The organism is Luteolibacter sp. LG18 (assembly GCF_036322585.1).
Taxonomy (GTDB): Bacteria; Verrucomicrobiota; Verrucomicrobiia; order Verrucomicrobiales; family Akkermansiaceae; genus Luteolibacter.
Map to the genome: position 1 here is coordinate 5,391,352 of NZ_AP024600.1, position 15,683 is coordinate 5,407,034.

Genomic DNA, 15,683 nt, shown 5'->3' on the forward strand with positions numbered 1-15,683 from the left:
TCCCCGGGATCATAGAGTGGCATCGGCCGCACCCGGCGGCAGCCGTTTCCGCCAAGTGTGGACCCGCGCCGCCACCCCGACGAAGATCATGAGCGTGGTCAGGTTCTTTGTCTGTGTCAGCACCCGCTCCACTCGACCGTGCAGGTAGCTGATGGTGAATGAGACCAGCAGCCCCGCGAGGAACAAGCCGAGCGGGGACTTCCAATGCCGGAACAACCCGCGCAGCAGGAACCAGAGGGTGACCACCTCGAAAAGCATGAAGGTGGTGAAGCCCGCCCATCCGGTCTCCGCCAGCACCAGCCAGTAGAGGCTCTCGGTGAGTGGATTGGCCTGGAATTGCTCCGGGTAGATGGAGTGCCCCCGGTTCGCCTCCCATGCTTCCAGGATCTCGGAATACTGGGTGCCGAGCGGCCTGCTGTTGGCCAGGCCGAAGTTGTTCCACCCGATGCCCGCCACCGGATGATCGGAGAGCATGGCGGCGGACTGGCGGTTCAACACGAAGCGCAGGTCGTTTTCCGCGGAATCGTCCCCCGCCCCCTTCATGCGGGCGACCAGGGTATTCATGGCCATGGCCAGCGCCGCGACTCCTCCCACGGTGATGATCGAGGTGAGCAGCACCCGCCGCAGGGTGATCCCCTGCAGGAACGACGCCACCATCACCAATGCCGTGCCGACGATGTAGGCCGCGAGGGCGGCGCGGGACACCGTGAGAATCACCACCAGACCGGCGGCACCGAACCCCGCGAGGTGCAGGATGAAATCCCTGCGGGACGTTTCCTTCGCCATGGCCAGTCCTAACAACGGGAACGCCAGCATGTAGGACCACATCGCCATCGGATTCTGGTGCTCGAACCAGCCGATCACCCGGAAGGCCCCCTTCACGTAGCGGAAATAGAGGCAGACGAACAACTGGAGGACGAGCGCCCACGAGAACCCGCGCATCAGCGCGCGGATGTCCTCCACGCCATGGACCGCATGGAACACCCCGGCGGTCACGATGGCGATCTTCAGGAACTTCCACGCCGGCATCCAGACATAGAGCGGCTCGATCGCACCGGTCACGGAAAGGCACGATGCCGCCACCCACAGCACCCACAGCCCGAGGGCGGGCACCCGCCACCGGAAATCCTTCCGTTTCTCCATCATCGCCGCCAGCGACAATCCGAGGGCGATCGCCTCCAGGAAGTTGAACTCGAATCCCTTCGTATGGCCGCGGTACTCTTCGATCGAATAAAGTGTGAGCGTGAAATCCGACCGGGGGCGCACCAGCCACCAGGCCAAAAACCCGAGCATGAACCGCCTGCGCCCGTCCTGCCCCCGCGTCCACCGCGCGATCGCAGGCGCCCCGCCCGCGTAAACCGCGAGGATGACCAGGACCTTGAACAGTGTTTTGACGATATCCATGGGAACTCAATGGAAACCCATCGCGGGAAGCACCGTCCGCCTGACCTTCTGCCAATCCACACGCTCGCCGGGAAGCGTGCGGCACACCACCAGCACCGGTTCCCGTCCGCCTTTCCCGAGCGTGATACGCCGCCAGCTGGTTCTGGCCCAGTAGGCCAGCGGCGAGGTATACTGGCGCACGCCATCATCGTAGAAGCACAGGGCCTCCGCCGTCTGGCCATCTTTCCGCACACTCAGCGCGCAGGCCTCCCCGGAGGGCATCGGCACCGCCGACTTCGCTTCGGTGGTCCAGCCCGCACCGGCGAAGCAATAGGTGGGGTCGTGGACCGCGTGGCGATTCCGTGTCCCATCGATCACGGTGAAAACCAGCCGTGTTCCATCGTTCATCGCGATCATCTTGCACACGGCCTCGGCATCCCCCAGCAACTGTTTGTCCGCATCTCCGAGCGGCATGGTCCGGGCGCTGAAGCCCGGGCCGGATTCCGGCAGCGCCGCCAGCCGAGCGCCAGCCGAATCCAGCGGCATGAGCGGCCAGACGACCATCAGCAGGACCGCGATGAGCAGCCCACCGGAGATGATCCTGCGTTTGACCCGGTCCGTCATGGCATCAGCGGTTTCCGATGGCCGGCGAGAAAGAAGACGCATACGCCCGCTGCGGCGACCAGCGGCCTCTCCCACCCCGCGACTCCGCCTTTGAGCACCCGGCTGACGAACCACCCCGCGGCCGGCAGCCAGGAAAGCGCCGCTGGAGCCCACGCCAGTTGCCAACGCCGCGGCCGGGCGATCGCGCCGATCGCGGCAGCCAGGGAAAGATGGTCGAATACCCACAGCGAGGACACGGCACCCGCCACGCCGAATGCCAGCGCCAGCAACATCCATTGAAATCCCGTGCCGCGCCCCTGGTCCCCGCGAATCCGGTAAAGCGCCGGGATCATCCAGATCACCGCCGCCACCAGACCGCCGCGGGAATACACATCCGTGCGCCATGCTTCCACCAGTCCCGGCACAGCCCGCCACGCCACAAGCGCGAGGACCGCGAGCGGCAGAAATCCGGAACCGGTGCTGGTGATCGGAGAATCCTTCATGTCACGTATCTACGAACCACGGTCTTCGGTTCAAGGACAGCGGCGAATCCCCGCGTGGACACCAGCACCAAGAGAAGCACCAGCAGGGCAATGGGCGTGTGCAGCGGACCGGAGGCCACACCAGCTCCCCAGGACAACCCGGCCACCGCCAGCAGGAAGATCCGGACCGAATTCGCCAGCCACGCGACCAGCGGCAAGGCCCCTAACAGGATGCCAAACCTCGACGTGCGCCGTAGATCCACGGCACCGGACGCGAGCCCGGTGAGCAAGCACAACTGGAGCAGATTCCATCCCGCACAGGCAGCCTGGACCTCCACCGGCATCCCGACGACCTCAAGGGTCACGCCGTCCCTGGACACCGGCATCGCCAGAACCGAGAACACCTGCTCGACGAAGGCCGCGCCGGAAAGCCGATAGGCCCAGCCGATCCCCGGCCAGTCGATCACCAGCCATGGAAAGGACAGCAGGCCGATCCACACCAACCGCTGCTTGCCATGGGTGGGAACGAATCCACGCTCCATCCAACATCCCGCGAGCACGGCCCAACCCGCCGCCATGGACGTCAGCATCGCCGTGGTCCAACCGAAACCCAACAGCCCCCCTCCCACCAACCATCTCCACGCGGCCACCGGCCGCGGCACCTCCGAGATGCACCACGGTTGCCCGAGGAACGCCATCAATGGCAGCCCGAGCATCAGCGGCAGGGTGTCCGCGGGAGCCAGCATCCACTGGCGGTCCCGCAGCCAAATCGCCGCGGCGAGTCCGGCCAATGCCAGCCCGCCAGCCCAGACCGACGAACGGTGGCTCACGGCGCCCCCTTTCCCCGTGCCTCTTGGATTTTCCGGAGGTTCTGCCTGAAGCCGGGCTCCTCCGGGAAGCGATCGACCAACTGGCGGGTGAGGGACTCCGCTTCGTCGTAGCGACGGGCGGAGAAAGCCTCCTTGGCCAGATAGATCATGGCATCGGCGGATTCCCCGCTGATCCTGCGATAGATGGCCTCGGCCTCGGCCCTCTTGTCCTCCAGCAGGGCCGCTCGCGCCAGCAGCTCGCCGCCGCGTGCACCGGAGGCCAGTTCGGGATCGGACTCCACCGCCTTGCGGACGGCCGGAGCATCCCCTTTCTCCAAAGCCTGGAGGGCCAGCGTCCAACGCGCCCGGCCCGCATGCGGGCCACCACCTCCGGCGATCCGGGTGAGCACCTGCAATCCCGCCTCCTGCTGGTGATCCGCGAGCAGCAGCTCACCGAGCAGCAGTTCGCTCGCCTCGCCGCGGGCCGGGATCCGCTCCAGCCAGCTTCGGGCCACAGCAGCTCCATCGCGCTGTTGAAGGGCCTTCGCGTAGCCGAAAACCAGCCACTCCGGAGGCGCTGGCGCTGGCGCGAAGGCCCCGGCACCCGCCAGGTCCAGAGCCGCCCCCGGCCAACCGGAGGCAAGCAAGGCACCGATGGCCGAGTCCGGACGCGCCAGCAATCCCTCGAACGCCTTATCCTCCGCATCGGAGGACGCGTGGGCCATCCAGGCCCGGAACTTCCCGGCGAATTCATGCTCCGCCCCCGTCGGCCGGATCTTCTCTGCGGAAACCACCGCCAGACGCGGGTCCTTTCCCTGGGAAGCCATCACGCACGCGGCCAGCCGCTCGGCCAGCTCCGGCCACAGCGCGCGCGCCTCCGGTCCCACACCCTTCTCGACCGCATCGGTCATCTTCGCTCCATTGCCGGACTTGAGCGTTTGCAAGAAAGCCAGCCACGCGCCCTCGGGGCGCTTCTGTTTCCCGGGCAACCGGGCCAGCGCCCCTTCGAGCTCCACGCTGGAAAAGTCTCCCGCCGGAACCCTGCCAATCGCATCCATCACCTCATGCCAGCCCAGCTGCCGGCATTCCGCGGGCTTCCGCACGGGCCGCTCACCGGAGACCTTCTCCCAGAACCAGGCCTTGAATCCATAGACACCGAGACCGGTCTTGTCCGCAGCATCCCGCCAGGTCTCCACGGCCTCGCCAAGCCGACCCATGCGGCGGTAGAAATTCGCGAGCGCCTCGTGGTGAAGCGGATTGCCCGGCTCCGCCAGCACCGCCGCCACATAGCTCAGGCGCGCTTCCTCCGGCTTTCCGAGGAGCTCCAGAAACTGGCCGCGGAAGGCCAGCAGATCCCCGTTCCGCGGGTCCGCCTTGAGTCCCTCCTCGATCGCCCGCCAGGCGCTGGCAGGCTCCTTCGCCTGGAGCAGGGCCAGCCGCGCCAAACGATAGGCATCGTCGGAACCTTCCAGTTTCCGGCCGCCCAGCCATTGCATCGCCTCGTCGCGGTGGCCCTCTCCAATCAGCCGATCCTCCTCCAGCAGATACCATTGGTTGGGCATAGCTCCGGCGTCCTTCCACGCGGAGACCAGTTTCTCATAATTGCCGGGCTCCTTTGCCTGAAGCGCATGACGAGCCAATATCAGCGCGGCACGCTCGCGTTCCCTCGCGTCCAGCCACGTGGCCCCATCCCCCCCCAAGGCAGCCTGAAGCAGGTCCGGGTCCCGCACCTCCAGGCCATGGGCCAGCTCCTTGCCGCGGATGCGGTGTTCGAGCTCGGTCCGCTTGCCCTCATCCCCGATGGACCGCAGCAAGGCCCGGGCGCTGACAAAGTCCTTCGTCTCCAACATGCCGTCGATCACCTGCCCCGCCTCCGCCTGATGGCGCTGCAGGACGGAACGGCGCCAGACGAAAAGACCGGTGGCGGCAAGCACCGCCACCAGAACGGAAATCCCCGCGACGCGAATCAATCTGGATCGCATATCGATCGTATCTTGTTCATCCCCTTCCACTCATCCTGTCATCACGGATGGGCTGCATCCATCCAGCGGGTCAGCTCCTCGGCCGTCCGGTCCCAGCATTCGTGGATGCCATCGATGATCGGTGCGGGATCGGTGCCGACATCCGGCCATTCGATCTCCAGCTCACCGATCCGGCCCGCGATAGTGGTGCAGCCGAAGTTGAGAAACATTCCCCTCATCTCATGCACCACGGATCTTCCCCGCTCCGGATCGCCAGCCACCAAGGCATCCACGACCCGCTGGATCATCGAGGGTGTATCCGCGAGCATCTCCTCCACCAGATCCCTGATCTGATCGATTCCGATGTCTTCGAATACCTTCAACTGCTTTTCATCCAGCAGGGGGCTGAATCGGTCTGAAACGGGATTGTTCATGATATTAGCAAGGGTGTCCTTCATACCTCGCCGACGAGAGAGCGGCCTGCAAGGCATCAAGGGTCACTGGTTTTGACAGATAGTGGTCCATTCCCGCCTCGAGCGCGGCCTCGCGGTCCTCGCGGAAAGCATTCGCCGTGAGAGCGATGATGCACAGCCGGCCCGGTGGCGGATCCCCAGAGAGAATCCTCGCGGCCTCAAGGCCGTCCATGACCGGCATCTGCACGTCCATGAGGATGGCGTCATAGGGGCGCTCCCTCGCCGCCTGAACCGCCAATTCACCGTTCTCCACGATGTCCGGATCGATACCGAGCTGGCGAAGCAACATGCGGAGCACCTTCTGGTTGTTTCGATTATCTTCGGCCACCAGCACCTTCATGCCATGGAGACCGGCGGCAGGCCTGGCAGGCCCTGCCCCGGGTGCCAGCCCGCCCGATCCGGAGATCCCCGCGAGCAGTGACTCGACCGAGGCCGGCCAGATCGGCTTGGATACGACCCCATCGAACAACTCCCGGACCTCGGGACGATACGGATTCTCCGAACCGATCAGGAGGAACTTGCAACTCTCCGCACCCGGCAGCGCGCGAAGCCGTTTCACCGTCTCGGACCCGTTCGCATCCGGCATATGGTAGTCCAGGATGGCGACCTCGAAGGGCCCCGCTCCATTCCACCGTTCCACCGCCTCGCCGGCACCCGCGGCCTCCGTGCAGAAGATGCCGAGCCGGGCGAGGATCTCCCGCAGTATCCGGCGGTTCACGTCGTTGTCATCCACGATCAACGTCCGCGGTCGCCAACCATCCGGCAGTCTGTAGACGCGGGACTTCGAAACCACCTGCTCGCGCTCGACCGGGAGGATCACCGAGACATGAAACGTGGAGCCGGCCCCCTGGGTGCTGGACACCGAGATATCCCCGTCCATGAGATCGACGAGCCGCTTGCAAATCGCCAGGCCGAGGCCGGAGCCTCCGAAGCGCCGGGTGGTGGACGAGTCTTCCTGCGTGAACGGTTTGAACAGCCGTTCGATCGCCTCGGGAGCGATGCCGATGCCGGAGTCCGACACCTCGAAATCCAGGTTCCATGCACCGTCCTTCGCCGGTCGTCCCCGGACCGCGAGGGTCACATGGCCCTTGCTGGTGAACTTGAAGGCATTGCCCAGCAGGTTGACCAGGATCTGTCTCAACCGGGCTCCATCCCCTCGGAAGGCGGGCGGAAGAGCGGGATCAATCTCACAGACGGCCTCCACCATCTTGTCCCTGGCGCTGCCCTTGACTACGTCGAATGCTCCCTGGCAAATGTCCATTAGGACAAAGGGAGCGTGATCGAGTTCGATCTTCCCGCTCTCGATCCGCGAGTAGTCCAGAATGTCATTGATCAGCTCCAGAAGGAAATGGCTGGAGTGCAGGATCGTCTCGGCCTGCTCCCGCTGGGAGGACGAGAGCGGCGTGGTCTCCAGCAAGGATGCCATCCCGATCACCGCGTTCAGCGGAGTCCGGATCTCATGGCTCATGGTCGCGAGGAAAGTGGTTTTCGCCCGGTTCGCGCGGTCCGCCTCGGCGGCGGCCTTCCGCGCCTGGTCACGGGTCGTGCGCAGGACGTCCGATTCATGTTCGGCGGCCAGGCGCAGCCCCACGTTCGCGGCCGCGGACTTGAGGAGGGCGATTTCCCAGTCCTCCCACGTACGATGGGGATCGTAGGAATCCAGCCCCAGCACTCCCCACAACTCCCCGCCGGCGAACACGGGCAGGAGGATGATCGAATGAACCCCACGGGCTTCCAGCACACGGCGCTGGGAGTCGGGGAACGAGGCGGCCACCCCCTCGATCTCCGAGCCGCGGGACAGGAGTTCCAGCCAGGCAGCGAGGTCATGCTCCGCCAACAGGGCCTTCTGGGTGCCTACCGGGGGCGTTTCCAGACCATTCCAGCTGGCCTGCCATTCCGCGATCCGGATCACCTTGCCCCCGCCCTCCGGCCGAATGAACTGGCACAAGTAGCCGCAGCCGGTACCGGTGGCCCGCACGAGACGCTCCAATACCGGCCTCCAGAGCGCCTCTCCGATTTGGACCGAGGACAGCAAGGTGGTCGAAACCGCGGCCACCGCCTCCAGCAACCGGGCCGAGCGGCGGGAGCGCGTGACGTCCCGCCCGATGGCAGCAAAACCGGCCAAATGCCCGGACGCATCCGCCAGCGTCTGGCACTCGATCGCCGCGATGAAGGGGCGCCCGCCCTTCGCGTAGTTCATGATTTCACACTCGAACCCGGCTCCAGCAGCGATCCGCTCCTCCATCATGGCGGCAGTCCGGGGATCCGAGTCCCGCCCCTGAAGGAGACCGGCCAGGGGAAGTCCCACCACCTCCTCCCGTTCGTAGCCGCTGGCTCGGGAAAAGCTCTCATTCACCCACTCCACCCGGCCTTGGGAATCCGCGAGGACCACGGTGTTGTCGGTGGAGGTCGCCACCAACGCCAACCGGGCCGCCTCCTCGCGACTCGACCTGAGTTCCTGCTCGGTCCGACGAACCGAAGTCAGATCCACCAGCGACACGATGGAGCCGATCCATTCCCCGGCCTCCCGCAGGTCGGTTTTGGAGGCCCGAACAATCACCGGGGAACCACATCCCTCTCCGGCAAAGGGGATCTCCGTGCCACCGGGGTCCAACTCCGCGAATCCGGGGATGAGTTCCCGAATGAATTTACCGACCAAGGCTCCAGGCAAAAGACTGGCCAAGCCCCCAAACGCGGAATTCGCGTAGCTGATGACCCCCTCGATATCCACTGCCGCAACGCCGACCGGCACCGCCTCCATCACCTTTGAAGCGAAACGCCGCTGCTTCTCGATTTCGAGCCGGGCGCGATGCTTAGAGTCGATGTTCAGAATCGTGCCGGTCAGCCGCCGCCCATGCCCGCGCGCATCCGATTTCACCACCCGGCCCCGTACTGAATACCACACATACTCCCCGCCGGAGATCGCGAGACGGATCTCCACCTCATGGAAGTCACGCCCGGAGCGGGATTGGCGAAACAACTGACGCACGGCGTAGCGCTCCGCCGGGTGAATGCTGCGCCAGATCCGAAGGAACGGAATCCGGTTTCCCGGTCGATGACCTCCGATCGCCGCCGCCATCCGGGATCCCGTCACCACGGTCCCCTCGCTCACGATCCATTCCCAGATGTCCATGTCCGCGGCCGCCAGCGCATCGGAGAGGTTCGCGGACAACTGATCGACCCGCCCGTCCTTCTCGGAGGCGATCAGGGCAAAAGCCAGCAGTGCCAGAAGGAGGAAGACCACCATCAGAGTCACGCCCATCGCCGCGAGACGCCGGGCAGCGATCGGCTGGAGCCACTGGCTGGCGGGATAGTCCACCCCCAGCGCCGCCACGATCTTACCACTCGCCGGAGACTTGATCGGCAGGATCGCGGTGAACCAAACGCCCCATGGGTCCGCATCCGGACCGCCAAAGTGCTCCTTTCCCTCCAAGGCCTCCCTCCACTTCTGCGGCTGGTATTCGTAGAGCATGCCGGGAGGGGAAAAATCCGGGGACGCGGGATCCTCGGCATCCACCAGGAACACGATATGGCCATTCCGCTGCCCCACCAAATAGACAAAGCGCGTTTGCGGCAGGGCATCCGCGAGATTCCCGAGCTGGGCATGCTGCGAGCGAAATGTATCCGTGGTGACCTCGGCAGCGGTTCCCTTGAGCGTCTCGATCTCGGCGTCATCCAAACCGAGAGCACCCAGCCGCATGGTCTTGAGCAATGCCGTCCGCTTCTCGTCCAGCGCCAGATTTCCCAGCCAATAGGACAGAACGGCACCATAAGCCAGCGACAGCCCCACCGCCACCGCCACCAGCCGGAAACTCAGGCCGGAACGACGCGGTGACCGCTCCCCCATCCGGCGCACCAATATACACCAGACGCTCCACGCGACGAAGGCCGCGGCACCAAGACCCGTCCAGAGGGCAACGTCCATCCAAAGCTTCGGAACCGCCGCGTTCGCGGCACCAATCCCAAGGGCGCCATCGACCGCATCCGGAAGTAACTGGACCAATGCCACCACCCCAAGCGCCACGCCCATGCACCACCGGGTGCCGCGGGCCATCCCCAGTGCGGAGGCCAAAGCCCATCCTCCCCCGATCGCGCCGAATGCCATCGGCACGAGTCCCCATGCCCGCGCGTCATCCCGAGCACCCGCAACCACCGCGGCGGTAGTGAGAATCAACGGCGGAACCCACAGCATCCATTTTCTTGGGCTCTCCCAGAGTCCCGGAGCGATCAATTGGAAAACCCCGAAGGCCACCACCATCAGCGTGCCCGCCGCCCATTTCACCAGCGGCATCGGCATACCAGTGCCGAACGCGAAATCCACGAGGCCCAGCCACCCGGGCAAGGCAAGCGCCACCAGCCCTAGCGCCACTGCCATCCCCCCCCTCCCCTTGCCGCCGCGGCGCAACAGCACCAGCGCGCACGAGGCTGCTACCAGCAACAGCGATGTAACGAAAATGAGATAGTCCATGAGTGGTGCTTCACCTCGACAAGAGCATCATTTTTCTGCCGCCCTGACTCCCAGGATGGCCCGCAGGTGACCGATGGTCAACATGATCAAAATACATCCAGCTCTATAACTTCATTGATACTGGAAGGGATGCATTGAAGCAAATCCAATAGATCTCGACGACCTGCGGAATCGCGGTATTGTCGCGACTCCCATGAAGAGAGGATTGTTTCATCCGCTTTTCTGCTTCCCTGCGCTGGCGGTGGCCATCTCCGCGCTTTGCCATGGGTCGGATGCATTCGACGCCATTGACGGGCTGGCCGGGGAACTGCCACTGCCCGGTTTGAACGCGGCCCGGCTGCTGGCTCCCGATCTGATCGAGTTGGGCCGGATCAATACCCAGCCGCAAGGCGGGCCGCCGGACTCGTGGAATTTCATCGCCACGAACGGCACCTTCACCCCGCCCACGGGATTCGAAGTGCGGGTGGCAGGCGTCGTACAACCTGCCAACGTCCTTTCCTTCCGGCGGCGGCCGCTTTACGCCCCCTTGGCAATCCGCGACCTGCGGATCGACAACCGGCTCTACATCTCGCTCTCCTCCCCTGTTCCGGACGGAGCCGTGATCACTCTCAGCACCAATGGTTGGGAAGGTGCCGGAATGGTTTCCTATGAGATCCCCGCCACCCTTCTGCGGCGCAGCCCGGCGATCCATGTCAACCAGGAGGGATATGGCACGGATGCGCCCAAGCAGGCACGGGTCGGCTACTTCTTGGGAAACGCCGGGGAACTACCGGTCCCGGCAACGACGTTCTCGTTGGTCGACACGGCGGACCAAACGGTCTTCACCGGACCGCTGGCAGCGCGGCCGGACACAGGCTACCTCTACACGCCCGCCCCTTACCAGCAGGTGAAGCTCGCGGACTTTAGCCCGTTCACGGCACCAGGCGTTTACCGGGTGATGGTTCCCGGGCTGGGAACCTCGCTGCCCTTCCGCATCGGTGACGGGCTCCTGATGAACTTCACCCGGACCTATGCCACCGGCCTCTACCAGCAGCGCTGCGGTCAGGCGGTGGATCTGCCCTTCAGCCGTCACACCCACCCGGCCTGCCACACCGCGCCCGCCAGTGTTCCGGTCCCGCAGTCATCCTTCGCCAACACCTGGAGCTTCATCGCCGCCGGGAACAACGATTACGCGAACAATCCGCGCCACACCGCCCCGCGTCTGGCCAACCAGGCGGCCCAGCTCTACCCCTTCGTCCGCACCGGCCCCCTCGACGTTTCCGGAGGCCATCATGATGCCGGGGACTACAGCAAGTACACGATCAATTCCGCCCAGTTGATCCACCACCTCGTCTTCGCCGCGGACTCCCTGCCCGACGTGGGCACGCTGGACAACCTGGGAATCCCGGAAAGCAGCGATGGCAAAAGCGACCTCCTGCAGGAGGCGAAGGTGGAGGCCGATTTTCTGGCGAAAATGCAGGACGATGACGGCGGCTTCTTCTTCCTCGTCTATCCCCGGGACCGGAAATACGAGAGCAACATCCTCCCCCAGAACGGTGATCCACAGGTCGTATGGCCGAAAAACACCTCCGCCACGGCAGCAGCCGTGGGCGCGCTGGCCGAGATCGGCTCCTCGCCGCTGTTCCGCCAGCAGTATCCGGCGGAAGCCACCCTGTATCTCCAGAAGGCGACGGCGGGCTGGAATTTCCTGCTCAGCGCGATCGCCACCTATGGCAAGGATGGCAGCTACCAGAAGATCACCCACTACGGGGACGTGTTCATGCACGATGACGAGCTGGCATGGGCGGCGGCGGCGATGTTCGCGGCGACGGGCAATACCACCTGCCATACGAAGCTGCTGGCGTGGTACGATCCCTCCTCACCCGCCACCCGCCGCTGGGGGTGGTGGCGGTTGTTCGAGGGCTACGGCTGCGCCGCGCGGACCTACGCCTTCGCCGTCCGCTCGGGCCGCCGGACCACCGCGGAGATGGATCCCTCATACCTGGCGAAGTGCGAAGCGGAAATCACCGCCGCCGCCGCGGACGCCCGCGACCGGGCATCGAAGTGCGCATATGGAAGCTCCTTCGAGCTCGAGTCGAAACGCCAGCGCACCGCGGGCTGGTACTTCTCCAGCGACCGGGCATTCGACCTGGCCGCGGGCCAACAGATCAGCCCGCAGGCAGGGAATGCCGAGGCGGCGATGTCCAACATCAACTACGAGCTCGGTTGCAATCCGGTGAACATCTCCTACCTCGCCGGAGCGGGCCAGCGGCAGCAGCGCGAGATCGTCCACCAGTATGCCCAGAACGACTGGCGGACACTGCCGCCCACCGGCCTCCCGGTGGGCAATATCCAGACCGGTTTCGCTTACTTGGGAAACTACGGCTACGATCTCTCCAACCTCACCTACCCTCCGGATGGAGCCGCCACCGCCCCTTATCCCTACTATGACCGGTGGGCGGACACCTACAACACGACCACCGAGTTCGTCTGCCCCCAGTTGGCGCGCGCTCTGGCGGGCCTGTCCTCGTGGGCGGCCCCCACGCCTGCGGCCGGGTCCGCGTGGAGCAGCGCGGCGGCATCGCTGGTCCTGCCGTCCGGCTACCTGCCGGTGGGACAGCCGCTCGCCGTCACCCTTTCCTGCCCGGGCGTGGACTTGAGCGAGGCACGGGTGACTTGGGAGAGCAGCGATCAGGAGCCATGGATCGGTGGCTCCTCGTGGACCTTCACGCCGGTAGCCGTGGGCTCCCACACGATCGAGGCGGAAGCCGCCCTGCCCGATGGCCGCCGCGTCCGGGCGGCGGCCACCTTCTCCACCCGTGCGGCGAACGGCGGCACCGAATTCACGTCCGACGCGAACACGCTGGCACTCTATCATTTCAACGGAAACTACCAGGACTCCAGTAATTCCGGCTACCATCTCACCCCTGCAGGAAACACCCAGCGCGTCTCCACCAACACCGGCTGGATGGCCGCCCCGTGCGGCGAGGTCGTCCGCTTTTCCGGCCTGGGAGACGCCCTCACCGCCACGCTCCCGGACTCCGCCGTTTCCCCCGGCTCGTCCACCACGCCGCTGACGCTGGAGGCCTGGATCTACCCCCGCGCCTACAAGGCCTGGTCGGTGGGAAACTACCCGGTGATCTCCCTCTACCAGCAGTGGGACAGCAGCCTCGAGGTGGTGGACAACAAATGGAACAGCCCGGGTGTGCCGCTGGTCCGGACCGGTTCCGCCACGATCCTCTCCTCCGCCCAATGGCAGGGAGCGGTGACACCCGGCACCTGGCAGTTGCTCCGGATCACCCGCGACGCGAACTCGACCTACAACTGCTGGATCAACAACGTGCTGGTCTCGACCGTGACTTCCCCGCCGAACAACACGCGCACCAACGCCTGGACGCTGACGCTGGGCAACATCGACGCGGACATGGATGAAGTCCGCGTCAGCAACGTGGTGCGATGACCGGAGGAAGATCAAAGGACGGTTGATCCGGCACGATCTTTCCCTCATCTTGTTTCCATCCCGGCCCACCGGTGCCATATCCCGCCATGGAATCCAAAGCCTTCCACATACCATCCCTCGACGGCATCCGGACCCTCGCCTTCCTGATCGTGTTTTTTTCCCACGCCGGGCTCGAACGGATCGTCCCGGGGGGATTCGGCGTGACCATTTTCTTTTTCCTCAGCGGCTTCCTGATCACCACCCTGCTCCGGCGCGAGTATCACCGGACCTCCTCCATCTCCCTGCGTGGATTCTACCTGCGCCGGATCACGCGGATCTGGCCAGCGTTCTACACCGTGCTCGCCCTCTCCTCCGCGGCCACGCTGGCAGGACTGCTGCCGGGCACCCTCCAGCCGGTTCCGCTCCTTTCCCAACTGCTGCATCTGGCGAACTACCAGCTGATCTTCCACGGACCGGAGGGAATGCCCGCAGGCAGCGGGGTTTACTGGTCGCTGGCGGTGGAGGAGCACTTCTATCTGGCGTTCCCGCTGCTCTATCTGCTGCTGATGATGAAGGCCCGGGTGAAGCCCGCGGCCCAAGCGGGTATTTTCCTAACCGGGTGCCTCCTCGTTCTCGCCTGGCGGTGCCATCTGGTGCTCGGCCACCACGTGGACGAGCACCGCACGTTCTACGCCACGGATTGCCGGCTGGACAGCCTGCTCTTCGGCTGCGCGCTGGCCGTGTATGGCAATCCGATCCTCGATCCCCCGCTGGGATCGGACCGTTTGTGGAGAGGCCTGCTGCTGCCGGCCGGACTGGCGGTGCTCCTGTTTTCGCTGGTCTACCGCCATCCGCAGTTCCGGGAAACCTTCCGCTATACCTTGCAGGGGATTGCCCTGATCCCGGTATTCGTGGCCGCCATCCGGTTTCCGAAAAGCCTGCCTTTCGCGATCTTCAACTGGAAGCCCGTGGCCGCGTCCGGAGCACTGACCTATCCGCTCTATCTCGTCCATTTCACGATCCTGGTGGCCGTGTGGAAGACGGTGCCTGGCTGGCACCCAGCGTTCCAGGGCACCTTGGCGTTCACCGCATCCGTGTTCGTGTCCTGGCTCATCCACCGCTTCATCGAACGACCGGTGGCGGCGCTCAGGCGGCCGGCGAAATCCCCGGCTCCAGCGGGACTGGAAACCTCCCGCCCCTGACCCAGGGCAGGGAGGTTTCCAGGGGCCACCCGCATGTCCATGCAAGCGGCCCAAGCTTTTCAGGCCACCCGCCAGCGGCGGCGGTAGCCGCAGAGAATCGAGGCTCCGGCGATCATGCTGCCGAGCGCCAGCGAGGGCTCCGGCGCGGCCAGGCTGGCCACGTTGGCGTGCCCGATTTCCACGGCGAAAACCACGTCGTTGTAATCCCGGTCACCACCTCCGTACAGGTCCTCGAATCCGATCAGGAGGAAGGCCGAGCCATCCGGCGCGAGACTCACGGAGTGCACGAGGCCGTCACGATTCGCACTCCGCTGGGTCGAGAAGACCTCGCGGCCACCGGCAGCCCCGTTCGCGATGAGAAAGAAATCCAGGTTCGATCCCGCTGAGAGGGTGCCGAGATCCACGAAATCCCCGGCCAGCAGCGGCGCGCTGGAGGTACGCTTCGCAGCTCCCGAACCGCCGTATCCCGAATTGCTGGAGGCATCCGGAAAGACCAGCTCGGCATCGCTGCCCTTCACCCCGCTGCCGGCGGTGGAAAATCCCAGGGTATTGCGGTATCCGGCGCCTTCACCCACGAAGTAAGCCCTCACGTTGGCGTCGTACTTGAGCGTCATCTTGGAGGGGTCCAATTGCATGGCGGATACATCCCCGGCGGAACGGGCCTCGGTGAGGCGCTCGTTCATGATCTTCAGGAAACCGGGCAGGACGTTCGCCTGAAAATCCGCGGCGCGGCTGTCCGAGCCGGCCAATTGCACCGGTTCGGCGATATCCAAGCTGTAGGGACGGGCCGCGGACTGCACCGGGCTGGCGTCGGATCGGGAATCAATGGCTCCACCCTCACTGCTTTCGGCGACTGCGGGGGAGACAGCGGCAAACATGAACGG

The 15,683-nt window shown here is 65.1% G+C and carries 10 protein-coding genes; 2 read left to right on the forward strand and 8 right to left on the reverse strand.

From position 1 onward, the window contains the following. Positions 1-9: 9 nt before the first annotated feature. The 7 genes from llg_RS21420 to llg_RS21450 are packed head-to-tail and all read right to left on the reverse strand — an operon-like array spanning position 10 to position 10,179. Positions 10-1,404 carry an O-antigen ligase family protein gene (locus tag llg_RS21420; protein ID WP_338287103.1) on the reverse strand — a complete coding sequence of 465 codons (1,395 nt, stop codon included), beginning with the start codon at positions 1,402-1,404 and terminating at the stop codon, positions 10-12. A gap of 6 nt (positions 1,405-1,410) precedes the next feature. Further along, positions 1,411-2,007, reverse strand: a complete 597-nt coding sequence (locus llg_RS21425) for a hypothetical protein (protein WP_338287104.1) — start codon at positions 2,005-2,007, stop codon at positions 1,411-1,413. Beyond that, the gene (locus tag llg_RS21430; protein WP_338287105.1) at positions 2,004-2,489 is read right to left on the reverse strand and encodes a hypothetical protein; all 486 of its coding nucleotides are present in this window, start codon (positions 2,487-2,489) and stop codon (positions 2,004-2,006) included. The genes llg_RS21425 and llg_RS21430 overlap by 4 nt, the downstream gene beginning before the upstream one ends. Next, positions 2,486-3,298 (reverse strand): archaeosortase/exosortase family protein, encoded by an 813-nt coding sequence (locus llg_RS21435; protein ID WP_338287106.1) that lies wholly within the window; start codon positions 3,296-3,298, stop codon positions 2,486-2,488. Before llg_RS21435 ends, llg_RS21430 begins: the two co-directional genes overlap by 4 nt. After that, entirely contained in the window at positions 3,295-5,259 is a 1,965-nt protein-coding gene (locus llg_RS21440) for a hypothetical protein (protein ID WP_338287107.1), read from the reverse strand. Before llg_RS21440 ends, llg_RS21435 begins: the two co-directional genes overlap by 4 nt. A 41-nt stretch (positions 5,260-5,300) precedes the next feature. Next, entirely contained in the window at positions 5,301-5,696 is a 396-nt protein-coding gene (locus tag llg_RS21445; protein ID WP_338287108.1) for a hypothetical protein, read from the reverse strand. Next, complete coding sequence (locus llg_RS21450) at positions 5,677-10,179, reverse strand: response regulator (protein WP_338287110.1); 4,503 nt, start codon at positions 10,177-10,179, stop codon at positions 5,677-5,679. Before llg_RS21450 ends, llg_RS21445 begins: the two co-directional genes overlap by 20 nt. 193 nt (positions 10,180-10,372) lie before the next feature. Between llg_RS21450 and llg_RS21455 the strand changes: the two genes are divergently transcribed. Both llg_RS21455 and llg_RS21460 read left to right on the forward strand, forming a co-directional pair. After that, positions 10,373-13,618, forward strand: a complete 3,246-nt coding sequence (locus llg_RS21455; protein ID WP_338287111.1) for a glycoside hydrolase family 9 protein — start codon at positions 10,373-10,375, stop codon at positions 13,616-13,618. Positions 13,619-13,704: 86 nt separating this feature from the next. Further along, positions 13,705-14,799 (forward strand): acyltransferase, encoded by a 1,095-nt coding sequence (locus llg_RS21460; RefSeq protein ID WP_338287112.1) that lies wholly within the window; start codon positions 13,705-13,707, stop codon positions 14,797-14,799. 59 nt (positions 14,800-14,858) lie between these two features. Here the strand turns inward: llg_RS21460 and llg_RS21465 are convergent, their stop codons facing one another. Continuing rightward, positions 14,859-15,677 (reverse strand): DUF4114 domain-containing protein, encoded by an 819-nt coding sequence (locus tag llg_RS21465; RefSeq protein WP_338287113.1) that lies wholly within the window; start codon positions 15,675-15,677, stop codon positions 14,859-14,861. Positions 15,678-15,683: the final 6 nt, after the last annotated feature.